26 protein-coding genes, 1 tRNA gene and 1 other RNA gene are annotated in these 23388 nt (G+C 68.4%); 24 read left to right on the top strand and 4 right to left on the bottom strand.

Features of this window, described 5'->3' with window-relative positions:
- The first annotated feature begins 10 nt into the window (after positions 1-10).
- From fdxH to selD, 8 genes are all read left to right on the top strand, one after another.
- The gene (fdxH, locus tag BLS66_RS17935) at positions 11-928 is read left to right on the top strand and encodes a formate dehydrogenase subunit beta (RefSeq protein ID WP_074726459.1); all 918 of its coding nucleotides are present in this window, start codon (positions 11-13) and stop codon (positions 926-928) included.
- A complete protein-coding gene (locus BLS66_RS17930; RefSeq protein ID WP_074726458.1) occupies positions 925-1572 on the top strand; it encodes a formate dehydrogenase subunit gamma in 648 nt (215 codons plus the stop codon). The genes fdxH and BLS66_RS17930 overlap by 4 nt, the downstream gene beginning before the upstream one ends.
- Positions 1573-1698: 126 nt before the next feature.
- Positions 1699-1875: a hypothetical protein gene (locus tag BLS66_RS20810; RefSeq protein ID WP_167357716.1), complete on the top strand. Its 177-nt coding sequence runs from the start codon at positions 1699-1701 to the stop codon at positions 1873-1875.
- Complete coding sequence (gene fdhE, locus BLS66_RS17925; RefSeq protein WP_074726457.1) at positions 1856-2839, top strand: formate dehydrogenase accessory protein FdhE; 984 nt, start codon at positions 1856-1858, stop codon at positions 2837-2839. Before BLS66_RS20810 ends, fdhE begins: the two co-directional genes overlap by 20 nt.
- 3 nt (positions 2840-2842) lie before the next feature.
- Positions 2843-4267, top strand: a complete 1425-nt coding sequence (gene selA / locus BLS66_RS17920; RefSeq protein ID WP_074726456.1) for an L-seryl-tRNA(Sec) selenium transferase — start codon at positions 2843-2845, stop codon at positions 4265-4267.
- Positions 4264-6192: a selenocysteine-specific translation elongation factor gene (selB, locus tag BLS66_RS17915; protein ID WP_074726483.1), complete on the top strand. Its 1929-nt coding sequence runs from the start codon at positions 4264-4266 to the stop codon at positions 6190-6192. Before selA ends, selB begins: the two co-directional genes overlap by 4 nt.
- A gap of 23 nt (positions 6193-6215) precedes the next feature.
- A tRNA-Sec gene (locus BLS66_RS17910) sits at positions 6216-6311 on the top strand.
- Between the two features lie 26 nt (positions 6312-6337).
- Positions 6338-7417, top strand: coding sequence for a selenide, water dikinase SelD (gene selD, locus BLS66_RS17905; protein ID WP_074726455.1), 1080 nt, complete (start codon positions 6338-6340; stop codon positions 7415-7417).
- Positions 7418-7474: 57 nt separating this feature from the next.
- Here the strand turns inward: selD and BLS66_RS17900 are convergent, their stop codons facing one another.
- Entirely contained in the window at positions 7475-8335 is an 861-nt protein-coding gene (locus BLS66_RS17900; protein WP_049464265.1) for a YicC/YloC family endoribonuclease, read from the bottom strand.
- 124 nt (positions 8336-8459) lie between these two features.
- Between BLS66_RS17900 and rph the strand changes: the two genes are divergently transcribed.
- From rph to pepQ, 7 genes are all read left to right on the top strand, one after another.
- Positions 8460-9185: a ribonuclease PH gene (gene rph / locus BLS66_RS17895; RefSeq protein ID WP_049464263.1), complete on the top strand. Its 726-nt coding sequence runs from the start codon at positions 8460-8462 to the stop codon at positions 9183-9185.
- The gene (locus BLS66_RS17890) at positions 9182-9571 is read left to right on the top strand and encodes a VOC family protein (RefSeq protein WP_049464260.1); all 390 of its coding nucleotides are present in this window, start codon (positions 9182-9184) and stop codon (positions 9569-9571) included. The genes rph and BLS66_RS17890 overlap by 4 nt, the downstream gene beginning before the upstream one ends.
- Complete coding sequence (rdgB, locus tag BLS66_RS17885) at positions 9568-10164, top strand: RdgB/HAM1 family non-canonical purine NTP pyrophosphatase (RefSeq protein ID WP_049464258.1); 597 nt, start codon at positions 9568-9570, stop codon at positions 10162-10164. Before BLS66_RS17890 ends, rdgB begins: the two co-directional genes overlap by 4 nt.
- Positions 10165-10222: 58 nt before the next feature.
- Entirely contained in the window at positions 10223-11449 is a 1227-nt protein-coding gene (gene hemW, locus BLS66_RS17880; RefSeq protein ID WP_074726454.1) for a radical SAM family heme chaperone HemW, read from the top strand.
- Positions 11450-11651: 202 nt separating this feature from the next.
- Positions 11652-13931, top strand: a complete 2280-nt coding sequence (locus tag BLS66_RS17875) for a DUF1631 family protein (RefSeq protein WP_074726453.1) — start codon at positions 11652-11654, stop codon at positions 13929-13931.
- A complete protein-coding gene (locus tag BLS66_RS17870; RefSeq protein ID WP_074726452.1) occupies positions 13928-14302 on the top strand; it encodes a PilZ domain-containing protein in 375 nt (124 codons plus the stop codon). Before BLS66_RS17875 ends, BLS66_RS17870 begins: the two co-directional genes overlap by 4 nt.
- 75 nt (positions 14303-14377) lie before the next feature.
- The gene (gene pepQ / locus BLS66_RS17865; RefSeq protein ID WP_074726451.1) at positions 14378-15709 is read left to right on the top strand and encodes a Xaa-Pro dipeptidase; all 1332 of its coding nucleotides are present in this window, start codon (positions 14378-14380) and stop codon (positions 15707-15709) included.
- Positions 15710-16267: 558 nt separating this feature from the next.
- On the opposite strand, the gene BLS66_RS17860 is transcribed toward pepQ, so the two are convergent.
- Both BLS66_RS17860 and BLS66_RS17855 read right to left on the bottom strand, forming a co-directional pair.
- Entirely contained in the window at positions 16268-17590 is a 1323-nt protein-coding gene (locus tag BLS66_RS17860) for an aminopeptidase P N-terminal domain-containing protein (RefSeq protein ID WP_103282597.1), read from the bottom strand.
- A 5-nt stretch (positions 17591-17595) separates the two neighbouring features.
- Positions 17596-18144 (bottom strand): UPF0149 family protein, encoded by a 549-nt coding sequence (locus BLS66_RS17855; RefSeq protein WP_049466916.1) that lies wholly within the window; start codon positions 18142-18144, stop codon positions 17596-17598.
- 153 nt (positions 18145-18297) lie between these two features.
- Here BLS66_RS17855 and BLS66_RS17850 point away from each other — a divergent pair, with 153 nt between their 5' ends.
- The 8 genes from BLS66_RS17850 to BLS66_RS17815 all read left to right on the top strand — a co-directional run bounded on the left by BLS66_RS17850 (position 18298) and on the right by BLS66_RS17815 (position 22449).
- Positions 18298-18519: a TIGR02449 family protein gene (locus BLS66_RS17850; protein WP_005410898.1), complete on the top strand. Its 222-nt coding sequence runs from the start codon at positions 18298-18300 to the stop codon at positions 18517-18519.
- On the top strand, positions 18516-18812 hold the full coding sequence (locus BLS66_RS17845; protein ID WP_005410899.1) for a cell division protein ZapA: 297 nt from the start codon (positions 18516-18518) through the stop codon (positions 18810-18812). Before BLS66_RS17850 ends, BLS66_RS17845 begins: the two co-directional genes overlap by 4 nt.
- A 153-nt stretch (positions 18813-18965) precedes the next feature.
- Positions 18966-19151: non-coding RNA, 6S RNA (gene ssrS, locus BLS66_RS17840), on the top strand.
- Positions 19152-19234: 83 nt separating this feature from the next.
- Positions 19235-19828 (top strand): 5-formyltetrahydrofolate cyclo-ligase, encoded by a 594-nt coding sequence (locus BLS66_RS17835; protein ID WP_074726450.1) that lies wholly within the window; start codon positions 19235-19237, stop codon positions 19826-19828.
- On the top strand, positions 19825-20304 hold the full coding sequence (locus tag BLS66_RS17830) for an EVE domain-containing protein (RefSeq protein WP_053461302.1): 480 nt from the start codon (positions 19825-19827) through the stop codon (positions 20302-20304). The genes BLS66_RS17835 and BLS66_RS17830 overlap by 4 nt, the downstream gene beginning before the upstream one ends.
- Positions 20305-20326: 22 nt before the next feature.
- A complete protein-coding gene (gene rpiA / locus BLS66_RS17825; protein WP_014648291.1) occupies positions 20327-20974 on the top strand; it encodes a ribose-5-phosphate isomerase RpiA in 648 nt (215 codons plus the stop codon).
- A gap of 21 nt (positions 20975-20995) precedes the next feature.
- Positions 20996-21442, top strand: coding sequence for a DUF192 domain-containing protein (locus BLS66_RS17820; RefSeq protein ID WP_053462577.1), 447 nt, complete (start codon positions 20996-20998; stop codon positions 21440-21442).
- A gap of 161 nt (positions 21443-21603) precedes the next feature.
- Positions 21604-22449 (top strand): SirB1 family protein, encoded by an 846-nt coding sequence (locus BLS66_RS17815; RefSeq protein WP_049466926.1) that lies wholly within the window; start codon positions 21604-21606, stop codon positions 22447-22449.
- Between the two features lie 39 nt (positions 22450-22488).
- Here BLS66_RS17815 and BLS66_RS17810 read toward each other — a convergent pair whose 3' ends face one another.
- Positions 22489-22713, bottom strand: coding sequence for a rubredoxin (locus tag BLS66_RS17810; protein ID WP_014038358.1), 225 nt, complete (start codon positions 22711-22713; stop codon positions 22489-22491).
- Positions 22714-22747: 34 nt separating this feature from the next.
- On the opposite strand from BLS66_RS17810, the gene thiE reads away from it, so the two are divergent.
- The gene (gene thiE / locus BLS66_RS17805; RefSeq protein ID WP_074726449.1) at positions 22748-23374 is read left to right on the top strand and encodes a thiamine phosphate synthase; all 627 of its coding nucleotides are present in this window, start codon (positions 22748-22750) and stop codon (positions 23372-23374) included.
- The last annotated feature ends 14 nt before the right edge of the window (positions 23375-23388 follow it).

Raw genomic sequence — 23388 nt, 5'->3', positions numbered from 1 at the left:
GAGACACGCCATGTCACTGCAATCGCTGGACATCATCCGCCGCTCGGCCACCACCACGCCCTCGCCGGAGGCGCGGGGGGTGCACACCGGCCAGGTCGCCAAGCTGATCGATGTGAGCAAGTGCATCGGCTGCAAGGCCTGCCAGGTCGCCTGCATGGAATGGAACGACCTGCGCGACGAGGTCGGCAGCTGTGTCGGCAGCTATGACAACCCGCCCGATCTGAGTGACCAGTCGTGGACGGTGATGAAATTCCGCGAGTACGAGGACGAGAAGGGCAAGCTGGAGTGGCTGATCCGCAAGGAAGGCTGCATGCACTGCAGCGACCCGGGCTGCCTCAAGGCCTGCCCGTCGCCGGGCGCGATCATCCAGTACGCCAACGGCATCGTCGACTTCCAGGAAGAGAACTGCATCGGCTGTGGCTACTGCGTGACCGGCTGCCCGTTCGATGTGCCGCGCATCTCCAAGAAGGACCACAAGGCCTACAAGTGCACGCTGTGTTCGGACCGGGTGGCGGTGGGCCAGGAACCGGCCTGCGTGAAGACCTGCCCGACCGGGGCGATCACCTTCGGCAGCAAGCAGGCGATGACCGAGCACGCCGCCGGACGCGTGGAAGACCTGAAATCGCGCGGCTACGGGAACGCGGGCCTGTACGACCCGCAGGGCGTGGGTGGCACCCACGTGATGTACGTGCTGCAGCACGTGGACAAGCCGGAGCTGTACGCCGACCTGCCCAAGGACCCGCGGATCAGCCCGATGGTGGAAGTCTGGAAGGGCGTGGCCAAGCCGCTGGGCGTGCTGGCGATCGCCGCCACGGCCTTCGCTGGGTTCCTGCATTACATCGGCATCGGCCGCAACACGGTCAATGACGAGGAAGAAGAGGCCGCCGAACACGAAGCGAAGAAGATCGAAGAGGAGCAGCGGCCATGAAGTACGCCCCGCACCCGCGGCAGATCATCCGCTACCGCGCGCCGACCCGCATCAATCACTGGATCGTGGCGATCTGCTTCGTGCTGACCGCGCTGTCCGGGCTCGCGCTGTTCCACCCTGCCCTGTTCCCGTTGACCCAGCTGTTCGGTGGCGGCCCGTGGACACGCATCCTGCATCCATTCATCGGCCTGGCCATGGTGGTGGGCTTCACATTGCTGGCGATCCGCATGTGGCGGGACAATCTGCCGACCGCCGACGACCGTGCGTGGATGCGCGGCATGCGCGACGTGCTGCGCAACGAAGACGAAAGGCTGCCGCCGGTGGGCCGCTTCAATGCCGGCCAGAAGCTGCTGTTCTGGGCCATCATCGGCTGCCTGTCGGCGCTGCTGCTGACCGGCTTCGTGATCTGGCGGCAGTATTTCAGCCACTTCTTCCCGATCGGGCTGATCCGCTTCTCGGTGGTCGCCGATGCGTTGTTCGGCTGGGTACTGGTGTGTGCGATCGTGGTGCACATCTATGCCGCGCTCTGGATCAAGGGCTCGGTGCGGGCGATGACCCAGGGCAAGGTGACCTATGGGTGGGCCTACAAGCATCACCGGCAATGGTTCCGGGACATCCTGCGCGGGCGGCGGGAAGAGGGTTAGCGGCAGGGCCTGCGGCCCTGCACCCGCAGAATCAACGTCAATGTCAACATCCATGCCGCGGACACCCCGCAAACCCACAGTGCCCCGCCTTCGACAGTTCACCGGTGCTTTTGGTAGGTGTCGACCTTGGTCGACACGATGAACACGGTAACAACCGATGGGGTCAGATCCGTTTTCATGTGTAAAACGGATCTGACCCCAATCTTTCAAATGGCCGGCAACGCGCTGGACGCCAGCGCTGACAACGGCGAGGATGGAGGCTGGTTCTTCTGGCTGGCCCTGCATGGCGCAACGCATCCTTGAACCCGGTGAGATCGAGACGCTCGCCTCGCGCGACGTGCCGCGCATCATCCTGCCCGACACCGAATCGCTGTTCGCTGCACGCGCGGCGCGACTGCGCAGCCTCGCCACGCACAGTGCCATCGGTGGCTATCTGCAGCTGCTGGCGGCGCTGGCCGATGCGCAGCAGGCGCTGCTGGACGAGCTGACGCCGCAACAGCGCGAGGCGCTGCAGGTTCAGGCGCGTGCACAACAGTCGAGTGCGGCCGTCGGTGCCGGCATGCCCTTGCGGCCCGCCAACACACTGCAACTGGACGGCCGCTGGCGCGACTGGCTGCGCACGCTGTGCCGGCACTGTGCCGACGAAGCCGGGCTGCCGGCGGAAACCCGGCGCGAACTTCTGCGCGTCGCCGCCGCCGATGACGCCTGGCTGGATGCGCAGGCGCGCGCCGTGCTGGAGCGCGATGACGCCCCCTCGGTGGATGCGGTGGCGGCGCTGCTGGTGATGAATGCGTTGCAGGTGTACTGGGCCGTGCTCACGGCCAGTTTCCGCGCCAGCGACCTCAGGCCGCTGGCCGATGCGCCTGGCGTGTGCCCGCTGTGCGGCACCCTGCCGGTGGCCAGCGTGGTGCAGGCCCGCCCGCCCTATGCGTCCTACCGCTACCTGTCGTGCTCGCTGTGCGCCTGCCAGTGGCACTACGTGCGCGTGCAGTGCAGCCAGTGTGGCGCCGCTGGCAAGGACATCGCCTACCGCGCCCTGGCCGATGCCGACGGCGATGCCGCCCAGGCCGTGCGCGAGAGTGCGGTGCGCGCCGAGACCTGCGACCACTGCCACAGCTACCGCAAGATCCTGTATCTGGAAAAGGACCCGGCGCTGGAACCGGTGGCCGACGACCTCGGCACACTGGCGCTGGACCTGCTGCTGGGCGAGGAAGGCTACGCGCGGGCCAGCCAGAATCCGCTGCTGTGGCAATCCGACGACGACTGACCGATGCCACGCACCTCCGCCGCCCCGGCATCGGCCGCCGCCCTGCCCTCGCTGGACAAGCTGCTGCGACTGCCGGCGCTGTCGGCGCTGATCGAAGATCACGGTCGCAGCCGCATCACCCAGCTGCTGCGCGCACACCTGCAGGCGCTGCGCGAGCGCATCGGTGCCGCACAACTCTCGGCCGAGCAGTTGCAGTGGGCCATTGAAGGCCCGGCACTGGTCGCGGCGCTCGACGCCGCCCTTGCCGCCGATGCACGGCTGGACCTGCACCCGATGTTCAACCTGACCGGCACCGTGCTGCACACCAACCTGGGCCGCGCGCTGTTGCCCGATGCCGCCGTGCAGGCGGTCACCCGCGCGATGACCGCGCCGGTTGACCTGGAATTCGACATCGCCCGCGGCCGCCGCGGCGACCGCGATGCGCGGGTGCAGGCGCTGGTCTGCGAGCTGACCGGCGCCGAAGCGGCCACCGTGGTCAACAACAATGCGGCGGCGGTCCTGCTGCTGTTCAACAGCCTGGCCAACCGCCGCGAGGTGGTGGTGTCGCGCGGCGAACTGGTGGAGATCGGTGGCGCCTTCCGCATTCCCGATGTGATGCGCAGCGCCGGCGCACGGTTGCTCGAAGTGGGCACCACCAACCGCACCCATCCCGCCGATTTCACCCATGCCATCGGCGCCCGCACCGCGCTGTTGATGGAGGTGCATGCCAGCAACTACGCGATCACCGGCTTCACCGCCAAGGTCAACACCGCGGCGATGGCAGCCATCGCGCACGACCATGGCCTGCCGCTGGTGGTGGACCTGGGCAGTGGCAGCCTGTGCGACCTGGCGGCCTTCGGCCTGCCGCACGAGCCGACCGTGCAGGAAACGCTGGCGGCGGGCGCCGATCTGGTCTCGTTCAGTGGCGACAAGCTGCTGGGCGGGCCGCAGGCCGGCATCATCGCCGGCCGCGCCGACCTGATCGCGAGGATCAACCGCAACCCGCTCAAGCGCGCGCTGCGCATGGACAAGATGGGCCTGGCCGCGCTGGCGGCGGTGCTGGCCCTGTACCGCGAGCCGGAACTGCTGGCCCAGCGGCTGCCGACACTGCGTACGCTCTCTCGCACGCAGCAGGACATGGATGCGCAGGCCCAGCGCCTGCTGCCGCCGCTCCGCTCGGCGCTGCCGGCCGGCTACATGCTTGAACAGGCACGGATGCACAGCCAGATCGGCAGTGGCGCGCAGCCACAGGCGCAGCTCGGCAGTGCCGGCCTGCGCATCACCACTGCGCAACGCGGCGGCCTGGACCGCCTGGCCAAGCGCCTGCGCCAGCTGCCGCGACCGGTGCTGGGCCGCATCGGCGAGGACGCATTGTGGCTGGACCTGCGTTGCCTGGAACCGTCCGACGAAGCGGACTTCCTCGCCCAGTGGGGCGCGCTGCAACCATGATCGTCGGCACCGCCGGGCATATCGACCATGGCAAGACGCGCCTGGTGCGGGCACTGACCGGCATCGAAACCGATCGCCTGCAGGAAGAGCGCACGCGCGGCATCTCCATTGAACTGGGCTATGCCTATGTCCCGGTGGAGGGCTCAGTTGGAGACGCTTCGGCGACGCTGGGTTTCGTCGACGTGCCAGGCCATGAACGCTTCGTGCATACGATGGTGGCCGGTGCTACCGGCATCGACATGGCGCTGCTGGTGATTGCCGCCGACGACGGTGTGATGCCACAGACCCGCGAGCACCTGGCGATCCTGCAGTTGCTGGGCGTGGATCGCGGCGCAGTGGCGCTCACCAAGATCGACCGGGTGGACGCCGCGCGCATGGCCCAGGTCCAGACCGAGATCGCTGCACTGCTGGCCGGCACGCCGCTGCAGGATGCGCCGGTGTTCGCCTGCAACAGCACCTCCCCCGATGATGTGGGCATCAACGCATTGCGCACCCACCTGCATGCATGCGCCACAGACGAGTTCAACGCGCGACGGGCCGCGCTGCACCATGAACTGTTCCGCATGCCGGTGGACCGCGTGTTCTCATTGGCCGGCCACGGCACGCTGGTGACCGGCGCGGTGCATGGCGGCGTCGCCTCGGTTGGCGAACATCTGCAGCTGATGCCGGCGGCCACCGATGTGCGCGTGCGCAGCATCCACGCGCAGAACCGGGCCAGCGAACGTGCGATGGCCGGCCAGCGCTGCGCGTTGAACCTGGCTGCCATCGCGCGCGAAGACATCCACCGTGGCGACTGGATCGCCGATCCACGCGCCCTGCTGGCCACCCTCCGTGTCGACGTACGGCTGCGGGTTTCCGCGCAGGCCGCACCGTTGCGCGACTGGGCACCGCTGCATATCCACTGGGGCACGATGCACCGGCAGGCCCATCTTGTGTTGCTGGAGGACGCTCCCTCCGGCGATGGGCAGCTCGTGCAGCTGGTATTCGATTCGCCGGTCTGTGCGATGTGCGGTGATCGCTTCATCGCCCGTGATTCGGCGGCCACCCACACGCTGGGCGGCGGCATCGTGCTTGATCCGGACCCGCCGCAGCGGCGCCGGCGCAGCCCGGCACGGCTCGCCTGGCTGCGCGCACTGGAGCAACTGGCCGCAGGTGCCGGGCTCGGTCCGCTGTTGCAGCAGGCGCCCTTGGGGATACCCATGGCCGCACTGCAGCGCTACTGCCGGCGCGCGGCCGACCGCATCGATCTTCCTGCAGACACACGACGCATCGTCACCCGCGAAGACACGGTGGTCATCCTCGCCTCGCACTGGCAAGTGCTGCGCGAGCAGGTAATTGCCTCACTGCGCAGCTGGCACGAGCGACGCCCGGACGAACCCGGTGTCGACAGCGGGCGCCTGCAACGCAGCACCCTGCCCGCGCTTGCGACGGGGCTCTGGAATGCGCTGCTGCAGGACCTGCTGGCCGACGGCACGCTGCAGCGCGTGGGCGCGTGGTGGCGCCGGCCCGGTCACGACCGTGCGCCGCCGGAGCGTGAACGCCTGCTGCTGGAACGCGTGCTCCCGCACCTGCACGCCGGTGGTTTCGATCCGCCGTGGGTGCGTACCCTGGCCACCGACTTCGGCCTGCCCGAGGACGAGGTCCGCGCCATCCTGCGGCGTGCCGCCGCACGCGGCGAACTGTTCCAGGTGGTACCGGACCTGTTCTATGCGCCGGCCCGCATCGCCGAGCTGGCCGCGATCGTCGCACGGCTGTCGCAGGCCAGCGGTACGGTGGATGCGGCCGCCTTCCGCGATGCCATCGGCCTGGGGCGCAAACGCAGCATCCAGATCTTGGAGTTCTTCAATCGCGTTGGCTACACTCGACGCGTCGGTGACCAGCATCGGCCGCGCGGCGACCTGCAGTGGAACGCGGCCCGCGACTGAGCGCACCGGCACCGCAGTACTTCGGAAGGCATGCGCATCCGGGCATGCGGCTGGGCTTCAAACCCAGTAGGGGGCGTCGATCGCTCCCTGGTAGGTTCGACTCCTGCTGTCTTCCGCCATTCGTGTTTCCGCAGGAGATGTCGGCATGGCCACACACGCGCAGTCCCCCGCCCCTTCCACGGCCGACGCCCCGCAACGACTGACCTCGCTGGCCCACGGTGGCGGTTGCGGCTGCAAGATCGCGCCGGGCGTGCTGACCGAGCTTCTGCGCGGCGTTCCGGCACTTCCCGCACCGGCTGAACTGCTGGTCGGCCGCGAGACCAGCGACGACGCGGCGGTGTATCGCCTCGATGACCGCCAGGCGATTGTCGCCACCACTGATTTCTTCATGCCGATCGTCGACGACCCGTTCGACTTCGGCCGCATCGCCGCCACCAACGCATTGTCGGACCTGTACGCGATGGGCGCACGACCCTTGTTCGCGCTGGCCATCGTCGGCATGCCGATCAACACGCTGCCACAGGACACCATCCGCGCCATCCTGCAGGGCGGCGAGCGTGCCTGCGCCGACGCCGGCATCGTGGTGGCCGGCGGCCACAGCATCGATTCGGTGGAACCGATCTATGGCCTCGCCGCGATCGGCGTGCTCGATCCGCAGCGGCTCAAGCGCAATGCCGATGCCCGCGCCGGCGATGTGCTGGTGCTGGGCAAGCCGTTGGGCGTGGGCGTGTATTCGTCAGCACTGAAGAAAGAAGTGCTGGATGCCGATGGCTACCGGCAGATGATCGCGTCGACCACCCGCCTGAACACCGTGGGCGTGCCGCTGGCCGCGCTGGACGGCGTGCATGCCATGACCGACGTCACCGGCTTCGGCCTGCTCGGCCATCTGCTGGAAGTGTGCCGCGCCAGCGGCGTCGGCGCCGAAGTGGACAGCGCGCAGATCCCGTTGCTGCCGCAGACGTTGCATCTGCTGCAGCGTGGCTGCGTGACCGGTGCCTCCAATCGCAACTGGGCCTCGTATGGCACCGAGGTGCGCTTCGCCGAAGGCTTGGCCGCCCACTGGCAGCCACTGCTGACCGACCCGCAGACCAGTGGCGGCCTGTTGGTGTCCTGTGCCCCGGATGCGGTGGATGCGGTGCTGGCCTGTTTCCACGACGCCGGGTTCGGCCAGGCGGCCGTGGTGGGGCGGCTGGCCGAAGGCGCGCCGGGCGTCAGCGCGCGCTGATGCGTTGAAACGACAAGGGCGCCCGAAGGCGCCCCTGCGCTGTTGCCGGATGCAACCTCACTCGATGTTCTGCACCTGCTCGCGGATCTGGTCGATCAGCACCTTCAGCTCCACCGCCGCATTGGACGTACGGCTGTCCACCGACTTCGAGCCCAGCGTGTTGGCTTCGCGGTTGAACTCCTGCAGCAGGAAGTCCAGGCGGCGGCCGACCGGCTCGCGCTGCTTGAGCACGCGGCGGATCTCGACGATATGGCTGCCGAGCCGGTCCAGCTCTTCATCCACATCCAGCTTCTGCAGCCACAGCACCAGTTCCTGCTCGGCGCGGCCCGGGTCGACCGGGTGCGGCAGATCGGCCAGGCGTGCGGCCAGCTTGGCGCGCTGGCCGTCGCGAATGGCCGGAATCAGCGTGCGGACGTCGGCGGCGATGCGTTCAATACCGTCCACGCGCTCGCTGATGGCCGCGGCCAGCTTGCCACCTTCGCGCTCGCGGGCCTCGACGAAGCCGTCCAGCACCTGGTCCAGCAGGGCCAGCGCCTCGACCTGCAGGGCGGCCGCATCGGTGGCCTCGCCGCGGGTCACGCCCGGCAGCTGCAGCAGGTCGGTGAAGCTGACCTGCAGGTTGGGGAAATCGGAGGTCAAGCGGTGGGCCAGGCGGCCCAGCTGGCCCAGCAGGGCCTCGTCCACCTGCAGGTTGGCGGCCGCTTCCGGCGCGCGCAGGCGCATCACCAGATCCAGCTTGCCGCGGCTCAGGCGCGCGGCGATGCGCTCGCGCAGCTGCGGTTCGAGCGCCCGCAGTTCCTCGGGCAGGCGGGTGCCGACCTCCAGGAAACGGTGGTTGACCGAGCGCAGCTCGCAGCCCAGCGTGCCCCACGGGGTGACCCGCTCGCCGCCGGCATAGGCGGTCATGCTTCGAATCATGGAATGTGTCCGGTGCGTGCAAAGGGGGAATGGTACCCTAGCGCCCTCACCAGAGCCCCCTCGCCCGCCCCGTGAAGGCCGCGGGCGTGGCGGCGTACTCCCTTGCCATTACGGAACCCGCACCATGTCCGATTCCCGCCCCAGCGGCCGCCAGCCCGACCAGCTCCGCCCGGTCGTCATCCAACGCGGCTTCACCCGCCACGCCGAAGGTTCGGTGCTGGTGTGCTTCGGTGAAACCCGCGTGCTGTGCACCGCCAGCGTCGAGAACCGCGTGCCGGGCTTCCTGCGCGGCAAGGGCGAAGGCTGGGTGACGGCCGAGTACGGCATGCTGCCGCGCGCCACCCACACCCGCAGCGACCGCGAAGCAGCGCGTGGCAAGCAGGGTGGCCGCACGCTGGAGATCCAGCGCCTGATCGGCCGCAGCCTGCGCGCCTGCGTGGACCGCAACGCGCTGGGCGAGCGCACCATCACCCTCGACTGCGACGTGCTGCAGGCCGACGGTGGCACCCGCACCGCCGCCATCACCGGCGCCTACGTGGCCCTGGTCGATGCAGTGAACGTGCTGATCAAGCGCGGCGACATCAAGCGCAACCCGGTCCTGGGCGCAGTGGCGGCGGTGTCGGTGGGCGTGTACCGCGGCACCCCGGTGCTGGACCTGGACTACGCCGAAGACAGCGACTGCGACACCGACATGAACGTGGTGATGAACGACGGCGGCGGCTTCATCGAGCTGCAGGGCACCGCCGAAGGCCACGCCTTCCGTCGCGATGAACTGGACGCGCTGCTGGGCCTGGCCGAGAAGGGCGTGGCCGAGCTGCTGGCCGCGCAGCAGGCGGCGCTGTCGGCATGAACCGGCGCCTTGCCCTGACCACCCTGGTGGTGGCCGACTATGACGAAGCCATTGCGTGGTACACCGGCAAGCTCGGCTTCGCATTGCTCGAAGACATCGACCAGGGGCACAAGCGCTGGGTGGTGGTCGGCCCGACCGACGGCAGCGCCGCCGCCCTGCTGCTGGCCCGTGCCAGCGACGAGGAACAGCGCAGCCGCATCGGCAACCAGACCGGTGGCCGCGTTGCCTTCTTCCTCAACACCGACGACTTCCACCGCGACCACGCAGCGATGCTGGCCGCCGGCGTCGAGTTCCTGGAAGCACCGCGCGAAGAACCCTATGCAACGGTCGCGGTATTCCGCGACCTGTATGGCAACACCTGGGACCTGTTGGAGCCCCGTCAATGAACAAACTGGTACTGGCCAGCCACAATGCCGGCAAGCTGGTGGAGATGCAGGAGATCCTCGCCGACCTGCCGCTGCAGATCACCTCGGCCGCCGAGCTGGGCCTGGGCGACGTCGAGGAGACCGGCCTGACCTTCGTCGAGAACGCGCTGCTGAAGGCCCGCGCCGCCTGCGAAGCGACCGGCCTGCCGGCGCTGGCCGATGATTCGGGCCTGATCGTCGATGCCCTGGGCGGTGCGCCGGGACTGTACAGCGCGCGCTATGCCGGCCACCCGACCAACGCCGCGGCCAACAACGCCAAGCTGCTGGACGCGATGGCCGCAGTGCCCGACGGCCAGCGCAGCGCCCGCTTCTACGCGGTGATCGTGCTGCTGCGCCACGCCACCGACCCGCAGCCGCTGATCTGCGAAGGCCGCTGGGAAGGGCAGATCATCCGCGAGCTGCGTGGCACCAATGGTTTTGGCTACAACCCGGTGTTCCTGGACACCACCCACGGCCTGACCGCCGCGGAAATGGAGCCGGCGCTGAAGAACGCCATCAGCCACCGTGCCATTGCCCTGCAGCAGCTCAAGCAGCAGCTGGCGACGCTGTACTGACGCCCGACCTGATCGAACCAGGGAAGCCGGCCAACGGCCGGCACTACCGATGAACCCCATGCCGCACGCCCACGACCACTGCACCCACCTGCCCGGCGAAGCCTGTTCCGCTGACCACGACAGCGCACCGCGACTGGTGCCACCACCGCTGTCGCTGTACGTGCACCTGCCGTGGTGCGTGCGCAAGTGCCCGTACTGCGATTTCAATTCGCACCAGGCCAAGGGCGACCTGCCGTTCGAGGCCTACATCGATGCACTGCTGCGCGACCTCGACCAGGACCTGCCGCTGGTCTGGGGCCGGGTGGTGCACAGCGTGTTCTTCGGTGGCGGCACGCCCAGCCTGTTCCCGCCCGACGCCATCGACCGCTTCCTGCAGCAGGCCAGCGCGCGCCTGCGCTTCGCACCCAATGCCGAGATCACCCTGGAGACCAACCCGGGCACCGCCGAGCATGGCCGCTTCGACCGCTACCGCGCGGCCGGCGTGAACCGCCTCAGCTTCGGCATCCAGAGTTTCGACGACGCGATGCTCAAGCGCCTGGGCCGCATCCACGACAGTGGCGAAGCCGAGCGCGCGGTGAAGATGGCGCAGGACGCGGGCTACGACAATTTCAACATCGACCTGATGTACGCGCTGCCGGAACAGACCCTGGCTGGTGCCGAGGCTGATCTGGAGCGTGCGTTCGCGCTGCAGCCGGCGCATATCTCGCACTACCAGCTGACCCTGGAACCGAACACGGTGTTCTTCGCGCGGCCGCCGCAGGGCATTCCCGATGAAGACCACGCCTGGGACATGCAGGAACACTGCCAGGCGCTGCTGGCGCAGGCCGGCTTCGGCCAGTACGAGGTCAGCGCCTACGCGCGCCCTGGCCGGCAGAGCGCGCACAACCTGAACTACTGGCGCTTCGGCGATTACCTGGGCATCGGTGCCGGTGCGCACGGCAAGATCAGCTCGGGCGCCGAAGAACACGTGCTGCGCCGCTGGAAACTGAAGCACCCGCAGGCCTACCTGGACAGCGCCGGCACGCCGGCCTCGTTCGGTGGCGACGATGTGATCGCAGCCGGGCGCCTGCCCTTCGAGTACATGCTCAACCTGCTGCGCCTGCACGAAGGTTTCGGCCTGCGCGATTTCGAGTCGCGCACGGGGCTGCCGCGCAGCGTGCTGGACGCTCCCCTGGCCGAGGCCGTGCAGCGCGGCTGGCTGGACATGACCGATGGCCATGTGCAGCCGACCGAGCTGGGCCGCCGCTTCACCAACGATGTGGTGAGCCTGTTCCTGGAAGATTGATCCTCGCCTGACAGAGGGTCCTGCCGGCCGCTGGCCGGCAATCCGGTGAAGACATATCTGCCGGCCAGCGGCCGGCACTACCGTTCATCGGTCGGGCCAGGCCCGGCGGATGCGATTCACGTTCAGCCTAAAGTAGCGCCGACTGCGGCCGACACGGTAGATTCACAGGATCGATCCGCGGGAATCCGGGTACCGCTCGCCGATGTCAGCTGTCTTTTCCATCACCTCTGCCGACAAAGCACGCCTGGCCGCCAGCGACCTGCCATCGCGGGTGCGTGAACTGCTGGGTGCGTTGATCGGCCTGTGCCGGCAAACGCTGGCCGCGCCCCTGATCCTGACCGTCGAAGCGCTGGAGCAGACGCTGCTGCACGACGCCGACCGTGCACGCAATCCCATGCAGCAGGCGGACCTGATGGCGCAGCGCGGCCAGCTGCACGCCTTCGCCGGCCATTTCGCCGACCGCATGCTTGATGCCGTCGCCGAGGCACTGGCGGGCCTGCGCGAGCCGTCCACCGCTTCGGCAGCGCACGCCACCCCGCCGCCCCTGCCAGGCATGCTCGGGCTGTCGCTGGTCGATGAGCACGAGGTGGACCGCGACCTGCTGCTGACCGAGATGGTCCGGCGCGAAACCCTGCGCTCGACCAATTCGCTGAACCTGCTGGGCCAACGCCTGGGCGTGCTTGCAGCGGCGCCGGCCTTCGAGGCCGACACCCTGCCACTGGCACCGCAGGCCCTGTGCGCGATGGTTCGCCGGATCGCCGAACAGGATGCCCTGGGCGTGGAGGTGCAGCTTGCGTTGTACCGCAGCTTCGAGCGGCAGGTGCTGGAGCGCCTGGGCGATGTGCTGGACCGCGCCAATGCGCTGCTGGCCCAGCACGGCGTGCTGCCGGGGCTGGTCTACACCCCGTACCTGGCGCGCTCAGCAAGCACCCGTCGGATCATTACCCAGTCGGTGGGTGGCGGCCGCGCAACCCAGCCTGCCAAGCGCGCCGCCGCGCCACTGACCGGTTGGAACGGCTCCGCGCCCGCCGGTTCATGGTCGAACCTGGTGCAGGATGCCTTCAACGATGCGGGTACGCCGGGCGCAGCCACCGCTGGCGTGACCACGGCCACCGGCAGCGTGCTGCATGAACTGCTGCAGCAGGCCCGCCATGCCTCGGCGCCCGTTGCCGATCACGCTGCGGTGCCCAGCGCCGCCGTCGATGCGGTCCTCGCGCGCCTGCAGGCCCAGTCCAGCGCGGCCACCGGGGTCGCCGACCTGGAGGCTGCGGTGGTCGCCCAGTTGCGCAGCGAGCACGGCGCACAGGCCCAACTGGGCAGCCACGACCGCGACAATCTCGAGCTGCTGCGCCTGCTGATGCAGCAGGTACAGCAGCAGCAGCGCCCCGATCCGGTGCCGGCGGCCCTGCTGGCGCGCCTGCAGGTGCCGCTGGCGCGTGCGGCGATGGCCGATCCCGGCTTCTTCGTGCGCGACGAGCATCCCGCACGCGAACTGCTCAACCAGATCGCCGAAGTCGGCGCCCACTGGCTGGGCGACGATGATGTGGACCCCCAGCTGCTGCAGCGCATGGCGCAGAGCGTGCAGGGCCTGCTTGGCCAGGACGCGCGTTCGCCCGAAGCCTTCGCCAGCGCCAATGAGGACGTGCAGCAGCACCAGCGCGCGGCGGCCCATCGCGCCGAGCTGGCCGAGCGCCGCCACGTCGAGGCCGCACGCGGCAAGGAACGGCTGGAACTGGCGCGTCGCCAGGCCAATGCGCAGATCGACCAGTGCTGTGACCTGCAGGCGCCGCCGCGCTTCGTGCAGACCCTGCTGCGCCAGGCGTGGGCCGATGCACTGACCCTCACCCGCCTGCGCCATGGCGACGATTCGCCGCAGTGGCAGGAACGCCTGCTGCAGACCGAGCGCATCGCCGCGGTGACCGCGCAGGCCGTCGATGCCAACGGTGGCACCGATGCAGTGCTGGCCAGCGAGGTGGAATCGGCGCTCGTGCAGGTCGGCTATCACACCGAGGAAGCCGCCGCCGTTGCGCGCCGCCTGGCCACGCCAGGAGGCGAGGATGAAAGCACCTCGCGCACCGAACTCAGTGCGCGCCTGAAGGCACGTGCACGACTGGGCGAACATGCTGCCAGCGGCAGCGCCGACGCCCCGCGCACGCCGCGCAGCAGCGCCGAAGAGGCGGCCTACCAGCAGCTGGTGGCCCTGCCCTTTGGCAGCTGGTTCGACATCGACAACGGTGACGGCACCCTGCGCCGCCAACGCCTGTCCTGGTACAGCCTGCTGACCGGCCACGCCCTGTTCGTCAATCCGCGCGGGCAGAAGATCGCCGATACCGACCTCGATACGCTGGCCCGGCAGATCAGCGCCGGACGCGCGCAGCTGGTCACCGAAGACAAGGGCCGGCTGGTCGATCGCGCATGGCAGGCCAGCCTCGGCGCACTGCGTGCGCTGGCTGGCGGCCGTTACAAGGAGGCGTCCGTTTGAACGTGCAACCGCCGCAGGACACCCGCCGCGCGCCGCGTCGCCAGGTCTCCGACCTGGTGCCGGTCACCGACCAGATGCGCGAATGCGTGGTGGGCCGGCTCGGCAATGTCTCCGAGACCGGCATGTTGATGCTGGCCAGCACCCCGCTGCGCGAGGACGCGCTGTACCAGTTCCGCTTCCCGCTGCCGATCGGTGACGGCCGCCACGAGGCCATTGACGTCGGCGTGCACCTGCTGTGGAGCGAGCCGGCGCATGTGCCCGGCCAGAGCTGGACAGGCTTCCGCTTCCTCACCCTGTCCCGCGAACATCGGCAGCTGCTGCGCCAGTGGATCGGCGAAGACAGCGACGAGGGGTCGGTTTCGACGGCCTGAGTGCCGGTTCCAGCACAGCGGATTTTGGCGGTATGCGGCAGAATCTAGGGCCGTTTTCCGTGTCGAGCCATCGCAATGAACCAGCAAGACCCCGGCGCCCTGTATCCCGACCACCTGGCCGTGCTGTGCCGACGTGCCGAGCAGGCGCTGGCGCGCGGCGGCTTCGACCACCTGGTGGTGCCCAGCGGCACTCTGCACTACCAGGTCTTCGACGATCGTGATTACCCGTATGCGGTCAATCCCCAGTTCAAGGCCTGGCTGCCGCTGACCCGCGTGCCCAACAGCTGGATCGTGTTCAGCCCCGGCAAACGCCCGGCGGTGATCTTCCACCAGCCCTTCGATTACTGGCACGTGGTGCCGGACGCACCGAGTGGCTGGTGGGTGGAGCACTTCGACATCCACATCATCCGCACGCCGGAAGAGGCGCTGGCCCTGCTGCCGGCCGACCCGTCGCGCTGCGCGATCCTCGGCGAGCCGCAGAGCGCGCTGGGCAGCTACGTGCCGAACAACCCGGCACCGGTGGTGAACTACCTGGAATGGCACCGCGGCAGCAAGACGCCCTATGAGATCGCGTTGATGCGCCAGGCGCAGGTGCTGGGCGTGCGCGGCCACCGCGCCGCCGAAGCCGCGTTCCGCAACGGCGCCGACGAGTTCAGCATCCACATGGCGTACTGCCAGGCAGTCGGCCAGGATGCCAACGAGCTGCCCTACGGCAACATCGTGGCGCTCAATGAACATGCCGCCGTGCTGCATTACACCGAGCTGGGCCGCAAGGCACCGCAGCCGCTGCGCAGCTTCCTGATCGATGCCGGTGCCAGCGCGCACGGCTACGCCAGCGACATCACCCGCACCTACGCAGCGCGGGGCCACGACGAGTTTGCGGCGATGATCGCCGCCGTTGACGCTGCCCAGCAGCAGATGTGCGCGGCGGTGCGGCCGGGCTTCGACTACAAGCAGCTGCACGTGGACGCGCATCTTTCGCTGATGGCGGTGCTGAAGGACTTCGGCGTGATCAAGGTGTCGCCGCAGACCGCGCTGGAGACCGGCGTCAGCGCCGCATTCTTCCCACACGGCATCGGCCACCTGATCGGCCTGCAGGTGCACGACGTGGCAGGTTTCGCAGCCAGCGACGAAGGTGGCCGCATCGAGCGTCCGGCGGGCCATCCGTACCTGCGCCTGACCCGCGTGCTGGAACCGGGCATGGTGGTGACCATCGAACCGGGCCTGTACTTCATCGACATGCTGTTGAACGAAGTGAAGGACGCCGGTCATGGTGATGCGATCAACTGGGACCGGGTGGACTTCTTCCGTCCGTATGGTGGCATCCGCATCGAAGACGAAGTGCTGTGCACCGAGGGCGAAGCGGACAACCTGACGCGGCCGGCATTTGCTGCGGCGAACGGCTGAGCCCCTCGTGGTTGGGCGCTTGGAGCAAAAGCCGCGCTTGGCGGGGCGGGTGGGCCATGCAGGGGACGCTGCAAGTACGTCCCTGTGAGCTCGATGGCGCCATCCATGGCGCCAACGCCCCTGCATGGCCCACCCGCCCCACCTTTGACAGTTTCCTGCGCGCGTCCAACCACGGAAAAGAAAAAAGAAAAGCAAAAGCGGGTCGCTTGCTGCGCTCGCTCTGTGTCGACCAAGGTCCACACCTACCCACAGCCACGCGTGCCAACACCGCAGTTGCCAGTAGATCCACACCATGCGTGGATGATTCATTCGATATCTGACAGATGTGCCGATCAACGGTCGGCACCCACCAACAGCCGCGTGAACCTGTCGAAGGCGGGGCACTGTGGGTTTGCGGGGTGTGAGCGGCATGGATGCCGCGACCAAGCCCCCATGGACGGGTTCACGGCGTCCCCGCAAACCCACAGTGCCCCGCCATCCCACGGAATGCGCGCTGTTGCTGTTGCAGTTGCTGTTGCCTCTGCGGGTGCAGGGCTGCAAGCCCTGCAGAACAACCCCTTACCCCGCCATCACCGCTTCAATCTCGTCGGCGCTGCGCGCCAGGCCTTCGGTCAGCACGCGATGACCGTCATCGGTGATCAGCACATCGTCTTCGGTGCGGATGCCGATGCCGCGCCAGCGCGGTTCCACCGTCGTATCGTCCACGCCGATGTACAACCCCGGCTCGATGGTGAACGCCATTCCCGGCTCCAACAGGCGCGAGTCACCGGCCAGGCGGTAGTCGCCCACGTCGTGCACGTCCAGCCCGATCCAGTGCCCGGTCTTGTGCCGGTAGAAGCGCTGGTACAGGCCTTCGGACAGGTTCTTTTCCAGCGTCCCCTTCAACAGGCCCAGCCGCAGCAGGCCCTCGGTCAGGGTCTGCACCGCGGCCAGGTGACCGGCCTCGTAGGGCACGCCCGGCCTGGCCTGGGCCAGCGCCGCCGCCTGCGCCTCGCCGACCAGGTCGTGCAGCGCGCGCTGCTCGGCGCTGAAGCGGCCATTCACCGGGAAGGTGCGAGTGATGTCGCTGGCGTAGCCACGGTACTCGGCACCGGCGTCGATCAGCACCAGCTCGCCGTCGCGCGAACGCGCGCTGTTGTCCCGGTAATGCAGGATGCAACCGTTGCGGCCCGCACCGACGATGCTGCAATACGCCGGCACCGCATCGCTGGCGCGGAACACGCGTTCCAGCTCGGCCTGCAGTTCGTACTCGTGGATGCCCGGCCTGGCAGCCTTCATCGCCGCCAGATGGGCGCGAACGCTGATCTGCGCCGCGTGGTGCATCAACGCCACTTCGGCGCCGGACTTGAACAGGCGCTGCTCGTGCAGCAGGTGGCCCAGTTCCAGGAACTCGTGCGGCGGCTGCGCGCCATGGCGTACCTGCGAGCGCACGCGGTTGACCCAGCCGATCAGCTTCAGGTCGAAGTCGGCGTCGCGGCCGAAGTGGTAGTAGACGCGCGAGCGTCCTTCCAGCAGGCCCGGCAGGATGTCGTCCAGATCGTCGATCGGGTAGGCATCGTCCATGCCGTACTGCGCCACCGCGCCTTCCTGGCCGGCGCGGCTGCCATCCCAGGCTTCGCGCTCGGCATCACGTTCGCGGCAGAACAGGATGGCCTCGCCGTGGCGTCGGCCCGGGATCAGCACCAGCACTGCTTCCGGTTCCGGGAAGCCGCTCAGGTACTGGAAATCCGAATCCTGCCGGAACGGATAATGGGTATCGAGGCTGCGCACCTTTTCGGCCGCGGCCGGCAACACCAGGATCGCGTCCTCGCCGGCCATGTCCATCAGCTGGCGGCGGCGACGCTTGTACTCGCCGGCCGCAATGCCGGTGCGCTGCTTGATGTCCATCAGTTCAGGCGCTGACGATGGCGCGAAGCCAGCACCACGTCACCGTGCAGCAGCAGCACCGCCACACGGATGAACTCCTCGATCTCCGACAGGGCTTCGTCGTCATCATCGCCGCCGGCCTCGAAATCCTCGCTGGAGGCGCGCGCCAGGCTGGCCATGTCGGTCAGCGCTTCTTCACCCTCTTCGGACAAGGCCGGGCGACGGCCGCCGCTGCCCAGGCCGAAGCCGCCCAGGAAGGAGCGGGTCCAGCTGAACATGGCATCGGCCTGCGCGGAGACCTCATCGGTGTCCGCCAGCAACAGCTCGAAGGCGAAGTCGCGGTCTTCCAGCTGCTTGATGGTGGCCTGCAGCAGCTGCCCCAGCACGCTGTCGGCAGCGACGGGCGGCAGGTTGTCGTCGGCCAGCACGCGTGCCGGCCAGTCGTTGCCGGGGGCGCCACCGGCGGCCAGCCAGCCGCACAGCGCACCGTGCAGCTCGGCAGCGGTGGCGCCCAGGCCCAACGCCTGGCTGGCGCGGGTAACGTCGTCGACGGAGGGAAGTTCGGTCATCGTGCGGCTCGTTCGGAAAGGAAACCCGGGGCGCGCACGCGCGCGCCCGTGAGACCCCGTAGTGTAGCAACCCGGCGGCGTCCTCCCGGTAGCCCTCCGGCCCTGCTGCGACAGCGCTTGACCGGCCTTGCCCGGCTTGCCTATCGTGCCTGCATGGAACCCGCCGATCCCCTTGCCCAGCTGCAGGACTTCGCCGCCCGCGTGGAAGCGTTGCTTGAACGCAACCAGCGCCTGGCCGAGGAGAACCGCAGCCTGCGCCACCAGCAGGAGCAGCTGGTGGCGGAGCGTTCGACGCTGCTGGCCAAGAACGAACAGGCGCGCTCGCGGGTGGAAGCGATGATCAGCCGGCTCAAATCCCTGGAGCAGCACACATGAGCGCCGAACCGGTCAGTGTCCGCATCCTCGATCGTGAATACACCGTGGGGGTCGGCGGCGATGAACGCGACAGCCTGATGGCAGCCGCGCGCCTGCTGGACGCGCGCATGCGCGAGATCCGCGGCAGCAACCGCATGGCCGCCGTCGACCGCGTCGCCGTGCTGGCCGCGCTCAACCTGGCTCACGAACTGCAGCTGCTGCGCGACGAGAACGCCCGCCAGGCGGTGGCCCTGCAGCAGACCCTGGCCGACCTGAACCGGCGCCTGGACCGCGCGATCGACGGCACCCCCTAGAAAAAGGGGACGGAGGGGATTAAGGCGCATTCGCCCCATCCGTGCCGGAAACGTCTTAATCCCCTCCGTCCCCTTTTCGCATATCTGAATTGGCACGGACTGTTGCCGACGAACGGCCTATCCAGATCCTGCGTGCTGGCTATAATGGCCACGCGTTCTCTGCGGTACTCGACGGCATGTGCAAACATTCGCCTTGTCCCTTAAGAACGACACCGGGAGCGCGACAGCGCCGGGAGTGCAGGTCCGCCTTGTAGCGGGAAGCCCGATGGTTCTCCAGCGTTCCCACTTGAGCCCCCGGGTTCAAGGTCGTTTCGCATGCATCGACATTGCGGAGAATGCAATATTCCAGCAAGGGCGGCGTCTTCGGGCGTCGCCCTTGTTCTTTCCGGCACAATGACGGCTGATCCTTGCCGCACGCTGCCATGACCGACCCGCGCCAGGCCCTGCGCCACGACCTGCGGCAACGCCGCCGCGACCTCTCCGCCGGTGAGCGCATCGCTGCCGCCGAATCGCTGGCCGATGCCCTGCTGGCCCTGCCGTTCGCCCCGCGCGAAGGCGCCGTGGCCGGCTACTGGGCGCTGGATGGCGAAATCGCCCTGCACCGCTGGCAGCTGCAACTGCCCGAAGGCCTCACCTACTGCCTGCCGGTGCTGGCCGGCGACGTGCTGCGCTTCGCGCCGTGGCGGCCGGGGCAGGCGCTGACCAGCAACCGCTACGGCATTCCCGAACCGGACGTAGCGCTGGACGATACGCTGGAACCGGCGCAGATGGCGCTGGTGGTGGCCCCGCTGGTGGGGTTCGACGCCCACTGCCGGCGGCTGGGCATGGGGGGCGGCTGGTATGATCGCAGCTTCGCCTTCCGCCATGACCGGCCGGCGCCGCCCTGGCTGGTCGGTGCTGCGTTCGCAGTGCAGCAGGTCGAGTCCTTGCCGGTGGCGTCGTGGGACGTGCCGGTGGATGCGATCTGCACCGAAGACGGCACCCTGTTCCCCTCCGCTGCCCCCGTGAACGCATGACCGCCCGCAAGCGCTACTGGCTGATGAAGTCCGAACCGGACGCCTTCTCCATCGATGACCTGGCCAAGGTCAAGGTCGAACCCTGGAACGGGGTGCGCAACTACCAGGCGCGCAACTTCATGCGCGATGGCATGCAGGTCGGCGACGGCATCCTGTTCTACCACTCCAATACCAAGGTGCCCGGCATCGTCGGCCTGGCCACGGTGGCCAGCACGGCCTATCCGGACGACACTCAGTTCGATCCAACATCCGACTACCACGACCCCAAGAGCACGCGCGAGAACCCGCGCTGGATGCTGGTGGACGTGGCCTTCGACCGCAAGCTGAAGCAGGTGATCGCGCTGGACGAGATCAAGCTGCACGCCGAGGAACTGGGCGAAGGCTTCCCGCTGGTTGCCAAGGGCAACCGCCTGTCGGTGTTCCCGGTGACCGCCGCGCAGTGGAAGCTGCTGCTGTCGCTGGAAAAGAAATCCTGATTCCCTGCCTGAGAGTTCTCCCATGTCCGAAGCCAAGCGCCTGGCCGCCGAGAAAGCCATCGAATACGTCGAAGACGGCATGATCGTCGGTGTCGGCACCGGTTCCACCGTGGCCTATTTCATCGATGCCCTGGCCCGCATCCAGCACCGCATCAAGGGCGCCGTGTCCAGCTCCGAGCAGAGCACCGCGCGCCTGAAGCAGCACGGCATCGAGGTGATCGAGCTGAACCACAGCGGCAACCTGTCGCTGTACGTGGACGGCGCCGATGAGTGCGATCCGAACAAGTGCCTGATCAAGGGCGGCGGCGCCGCACTGACCCGCGAGAAGATCATCGCCGAGGCCAGCGAGCGCTTCATCTGCATCGTCGACCCGAGCAAGCAGGTGCCGGTGCTGGGCAGGTTCCCGCTGCCGGTGGAAGTCATCCCGATGGCGCGCAGCCTGGTCGCCCGCCAGATCCGCGACATGACCGGCGGCCAGCCGACCTGGCGCGAAGGCGTGGTCACCGACAACGGCAACCAGATCCTGGACATCCACAACCTGCAGATCACCGATCCGGAAAAGCTGGAGCGCGAGCTCAACCAGCTGCCGGGCGTGGTCTGTGTGGGCCTGTTCGCGCGGCGTCGCGCCGATGTGGTGATCGTCGGCGGCGAACCGCCGGTCGTGCTCTGACCCTTCAGAAGGATCCTGATGATGTCGCTGTTGCGTTCGCTGCTGATGCTTCCGCTGCTGGCCCTGGCCGGTTGTGCCACCGACGCGGCCCGCCATTGGGTCGAACTGGAGGGCGCCCGCTACCAGGTGGAGCTGGCCACCAACGATGAGACCCGCGCCCGCGGGTTGATGTTCCGCGACCAGATGGCGGCCGACCACGGCATGCTGTTCATCCACGACCGCGAGGAGATGCAGGCGTACTGGATGAAGAACACCAAGATCGCGCTGGACATCCTGTACTTCGACAACCAGCGCAGGCTGGTCAGCCAGCAGCGCGACGTGCCGCCGTGCTCGGCCGGCGACATGTGCCCGCCCTATCCCAGCGGCGGCCCGGCGCGTTATGTGCTGGAGCTCAACGCCGGCCAGGCCGAGAAGCTGCAGCTCAAGGACGGCACGGAGCTGAAATTCGGCCCGGGCATCGAAAAGTAAACGATACGGCCGGCACCCACGGTAGTGTCGGCCGCTGGCCGGCAACCCGGCCGGGGTCCCGATCGGGGCCAGATCCCTTTCGCACGCGGAAGGGATCCGGCCCCTGCATCTTTCACGCGGCACCGCTTGAAACCGCACGCGAATGACGCCAGTCTGTGGCCATGCAGGACCGGATCACACTCCCCGACTGGGATGCACTGGCCGACCTCGAAGACGAGGCACTGCCACTGTTGCCGACCGCGCTGCTGATCGCGCGCGATGAATACCCCGATCTGCAGCCGTCGACCTACGACGCGCTGATCCAGAGCCATGTCGAGCACCTGCGCTCGGAAGTGGAGAGCATCGACAACAGCCCGCTGAAGATGGCGGCGATCAATCGCCACCTGTTCGACGAGCTGGGCTACAGCGGCGACCACGACAAGTACTACGATCCGCGCAACAGCTACCTCAACCAGGTGTTCGAGCGCCGCCTGGGCAACCCGATCTCGCTGGCGCTGGTGCAGATGGAAGTCGCGCGCCGGCTGGGCATTCCGCTCGATGGCGTGTCTTTCCCCGGCCACTTCCTGGTGCGCCTGCCGGTGGACGACGGCGTGCTGGTGATGGACCCGTTCAACGGCGGCCGTCCGCTGGACGTGGACGAACTGCGGGAACGGGCCAAGTCACATCTTGGCGGGCAGATGCCCGACGACCAGGTGCTGGCGCAGATCCTCGACCCGGCGCCGGCGCGCGCAATCCTGATGCGCATGCTGCGCAACCTGCATGGTGTGTACGCCGAGGCGGGCGAATGGGACCGCGCGGCACGCAGTGCCGACCGCCTGCTGAAGCTGGCCCCGGAGCAGGACGACGCGCTGCGTGACCGTGGCCTGGCCTATCTGCAGCTGGAGTACCTGGCCGGCGCCCGCCACGATCTGGGGCAGTACCTGAAGCGCAACCCGGAAGCCAGCGACGCGCAGTGGCTGCGGGAGAAGCTGATCGACCTGGGCGGACCGATGCCGCGGCTGCATTGAGGGTGCCGGCGTGTGGGCCGGCCCACACCCAAGGCTAGGTCAATCGACCTCGACCATCTCGAAATCGGCCTTGGTGACCCCGCAGTCCGGGCAGGTCCAGGTCTCTGGAATGTCCTCCCAGCGCGTCCCCGGCGCGATGCCCTCCTCCGGCAGGCCCTCCGCTTCGCTGTACAGGAAGCCGCAGACCACGCACATCCAGGTGCGCAAGGTGGTGGGGGTGGCATCGCTCATCGGATAATCGGGGCTGGATTCACGGGCCGCCATTGTCCCATCGCGGTCCACTCACCGGTAGCCATCGATGACTTCTGCTTCCCCGGCGCCCCGCGGCGTCTATCTGATCACCCCGGACGAGCCCGATACCGCGCGCCTGCTGGCCCGTACCGCGCCGCTGCTGGCCGCGGGCGCTACCTGGCTGCAGTACCGCAACAAGACCGCCAGTGGCGCGCTGCAGCGGGAGCAGGCCATCGCCCTGCAGGCGCTGTGCGCGGAATACGGCGTGCCGCTGATCGTCAACGACGACTCGGCGCTGGCCAAGGCCGTTGGCGCGGCGGGGGTGCATCTGGGCGGCACCGACGGGGACATCCCCAGCGCGCGCGCCCTGCTCGGCCCCGAGGCCATCATCGGCGCCTCCTGCTATGACCAGCTGGCCAATGCCGAGAGGGCCGTGGCCGCCGGCGCCAGCTACGTGGCCTTCGGCGCGTTTTTCCCGACCACCACCAAGATCACCACCAGCCGCGCGCATACCGACCTGCTGCGGCAAAGCGCCGCACTGGGCGTGCCGCGGGTGGCGATCGGCGGGCTGACGCCGGACAATGTCGGGCCCATCATCGACGCCGGTGCCGATCTGGTCGCCGTGGTCAGCAGCGTGTTCGCCGCCGAAGACCCGGTCGCGACCCAGCGCGCCTTCCTCGTCCAGTTCGCGTAACGCCCAGGATATTC

It is taken from the genome of Stenotrophomonas pavanii (assembly GCF_900101175.1).
Lineage (GTDB): Bacteria > Pseudomonadota > Gammaproteobacteria > Xanthomonadales > Xanthomonadaceae > Stenotrophomonas > Stenotrophomonas pavanii.
Note: the sequence above shows the minus strand (reverse complement) of the source record. Positions and strands in the feature narration are given on the sequence as shown.

What these genes read in the sequence shown, in the direction of transcription:
- BLS66_RS17835 (WP_074726450.1), top strand. Translation starts at nt 19,235, where the DNA reads ATGACCGACCCGCGCCAGGCCCTGCGCCACGACCTGCGGCAACGCCGC.
- BLS66_RS17815 (WP_049466926.1), top strand. Translation starts at nt 21,604, where the DNA reads ATGCAGGACCGGATCACACTCCCCGACTGGGATGCACTGGCCGACCTC.
- pepQ (WP_074726451.1), top strand. Translation starts at nt 14,378, where the DNA reads ATGAACCAGCAAGACCCCGGCGCCCTGTATCCCGACCACCTGGCCGTG.
- BLS66_RS17900 (WP_049464265.1), bottom strand. Translation starts at nt 8,335, where the DNA reads ATGATTCGAAGCATGACCGCCTATGCCGGCGGCGAGCGGGTCACCCCG.
- BLS66_RS17930 (WP_074726458.1), top strand. Translation starts at nt 925, where the DNA reads ATGAAGTACGCCCCGCACCCGCGGCAGATCATCCGCTACCGCGCGCCG.
- thiE (WP_074726449.1), top strand. Translation starts at nt 22,748, where the DNA reads ATGACTTCTGCTTCCCCGGCGCCCCGCGGCGTCTATCTGATCACCCCG.
- selB (WP_074726483.1), top strand. Translation starts at nt 4,264, where the DNA reads ATGATCGTCGGCACCGCCGGGCATATCGACCATGGCAAGACGCGCCTG.
- selA (WP_074726456.1), top strand. Translation starts at nt 2,843, where the DNA reads ATGCCACGCACCTCCGCCGCCCCGGCATCGGCCGCCGCCCTGCCCTCG.
- selD (WP_074726455.1), top strand. Translation starts at nt 6,338, where the DNA reads ATGGCCACACACGCGCAGTCCCCCGCCCCTTCCACGGCCGACGCCCCG.
- rph (WP_049464263.1), top strand. Translation starts at nt 8,460, where the DNA reads ATGTCCGATTCCCGCCCCAGCGGCCGCCAGCCCGACCAGCTCCGCCCG.
- rdgB (WP_049464258.1), top strand. Translation starts at nt 9,568, where the DNA reads ATGAACAAACTGGTACTGGCCAGCCACAATGCCGGCAAGCTGGTGGAG.
- BLS66_RS17820 (WP_053462577.1), top strand. Translation starts at nt 20,996, where the DNA reads ATGTCGCTGTTGCGTTCGCTGCTGATGCTTCCGCTGCTGGCCCTGGCC.
- fdhE (WP_074726457.1), top strand. Translation starts at nt 1,856, where the DNA reads ATGGCGCAACGCATCCTTGAACCCGGTGAGATCGAGACGCTCGCCTCG.
- BLS66_RS17890 (WP_049464260.1), top strand. Translation starts at nt 9,182, where the DNA reads ATGAACCGGCGCCTTGCCCTGACCACCCTGGTGGTGGCCGACTATGAC.
- BLS66_RS17850 (WP_005410898.1), top strand. Translation starts at nt 18,298, where the DNA reads ATGGAACCCGCCGATCCCCTTGCCCAGCTGCAGGACTTCGCCGCCCGC.
- BLS66_RS17855 (WP_049466916.1), bottom strand. Translation starts at nt 18,144, where the DNA reads ATGACCGAACTTCCCTCCGTCGACGACGTTACCCGCGCCAGCCAGGCG.
- rpiA (WP_014648291.1), top strand. Translation starts at nt 20,327, where the DNA reads ATGTCCGAAGCCAAGCGCCTGGCCGCCGAGAAAGCCATCGAATACGTC.
- BLS66_RS17845 (WP_005410899.1), top strand. Translation starts at nt 18,516, where the DNA reads ATGAGCGCCGAACCGGTCAGTGTCCGCATCCTCGATCGTGAATACACC.
- BLS66_RS17830 (WP_053461302.1), top strand. Translation starts at nt 19,825, where the DNA reads ATGACCGCCCGCAAGCGCTACTGGCTGATGAAGTCCGAACCGGACGCC.
- hemW (WP_074726454.1), top strand. Translation starts at nt 10,223, where the DNA reads ATGCCGCACGCCCACGACCACTGCACCCACCTGCCCGGCGAAGCCTGT.
- fdxH (WP_074726459.1), top strand. Translation starts at nt 11, where the DNA reads ATGTCACTGCAATCGCTGGACATCATCCGCCGCTCGGCCACCACCACG.
- BLS66_RS17810 (WP_014038358.1), bottom strand. Translation starts at nt 22,713, where the DNA reads ATGGCGGCCCGTGAATCCAGCCCCGATTATCCGATGAGCGATGCCACC.
- BLS66_RS17875 (WP_074726453.1), top strand. Translation starts at nt 11,652, where the DNA reads ATGTCAGCTGTCTTTTCCATCACCTCTGCCGACAAAGCACGCCTGGCC.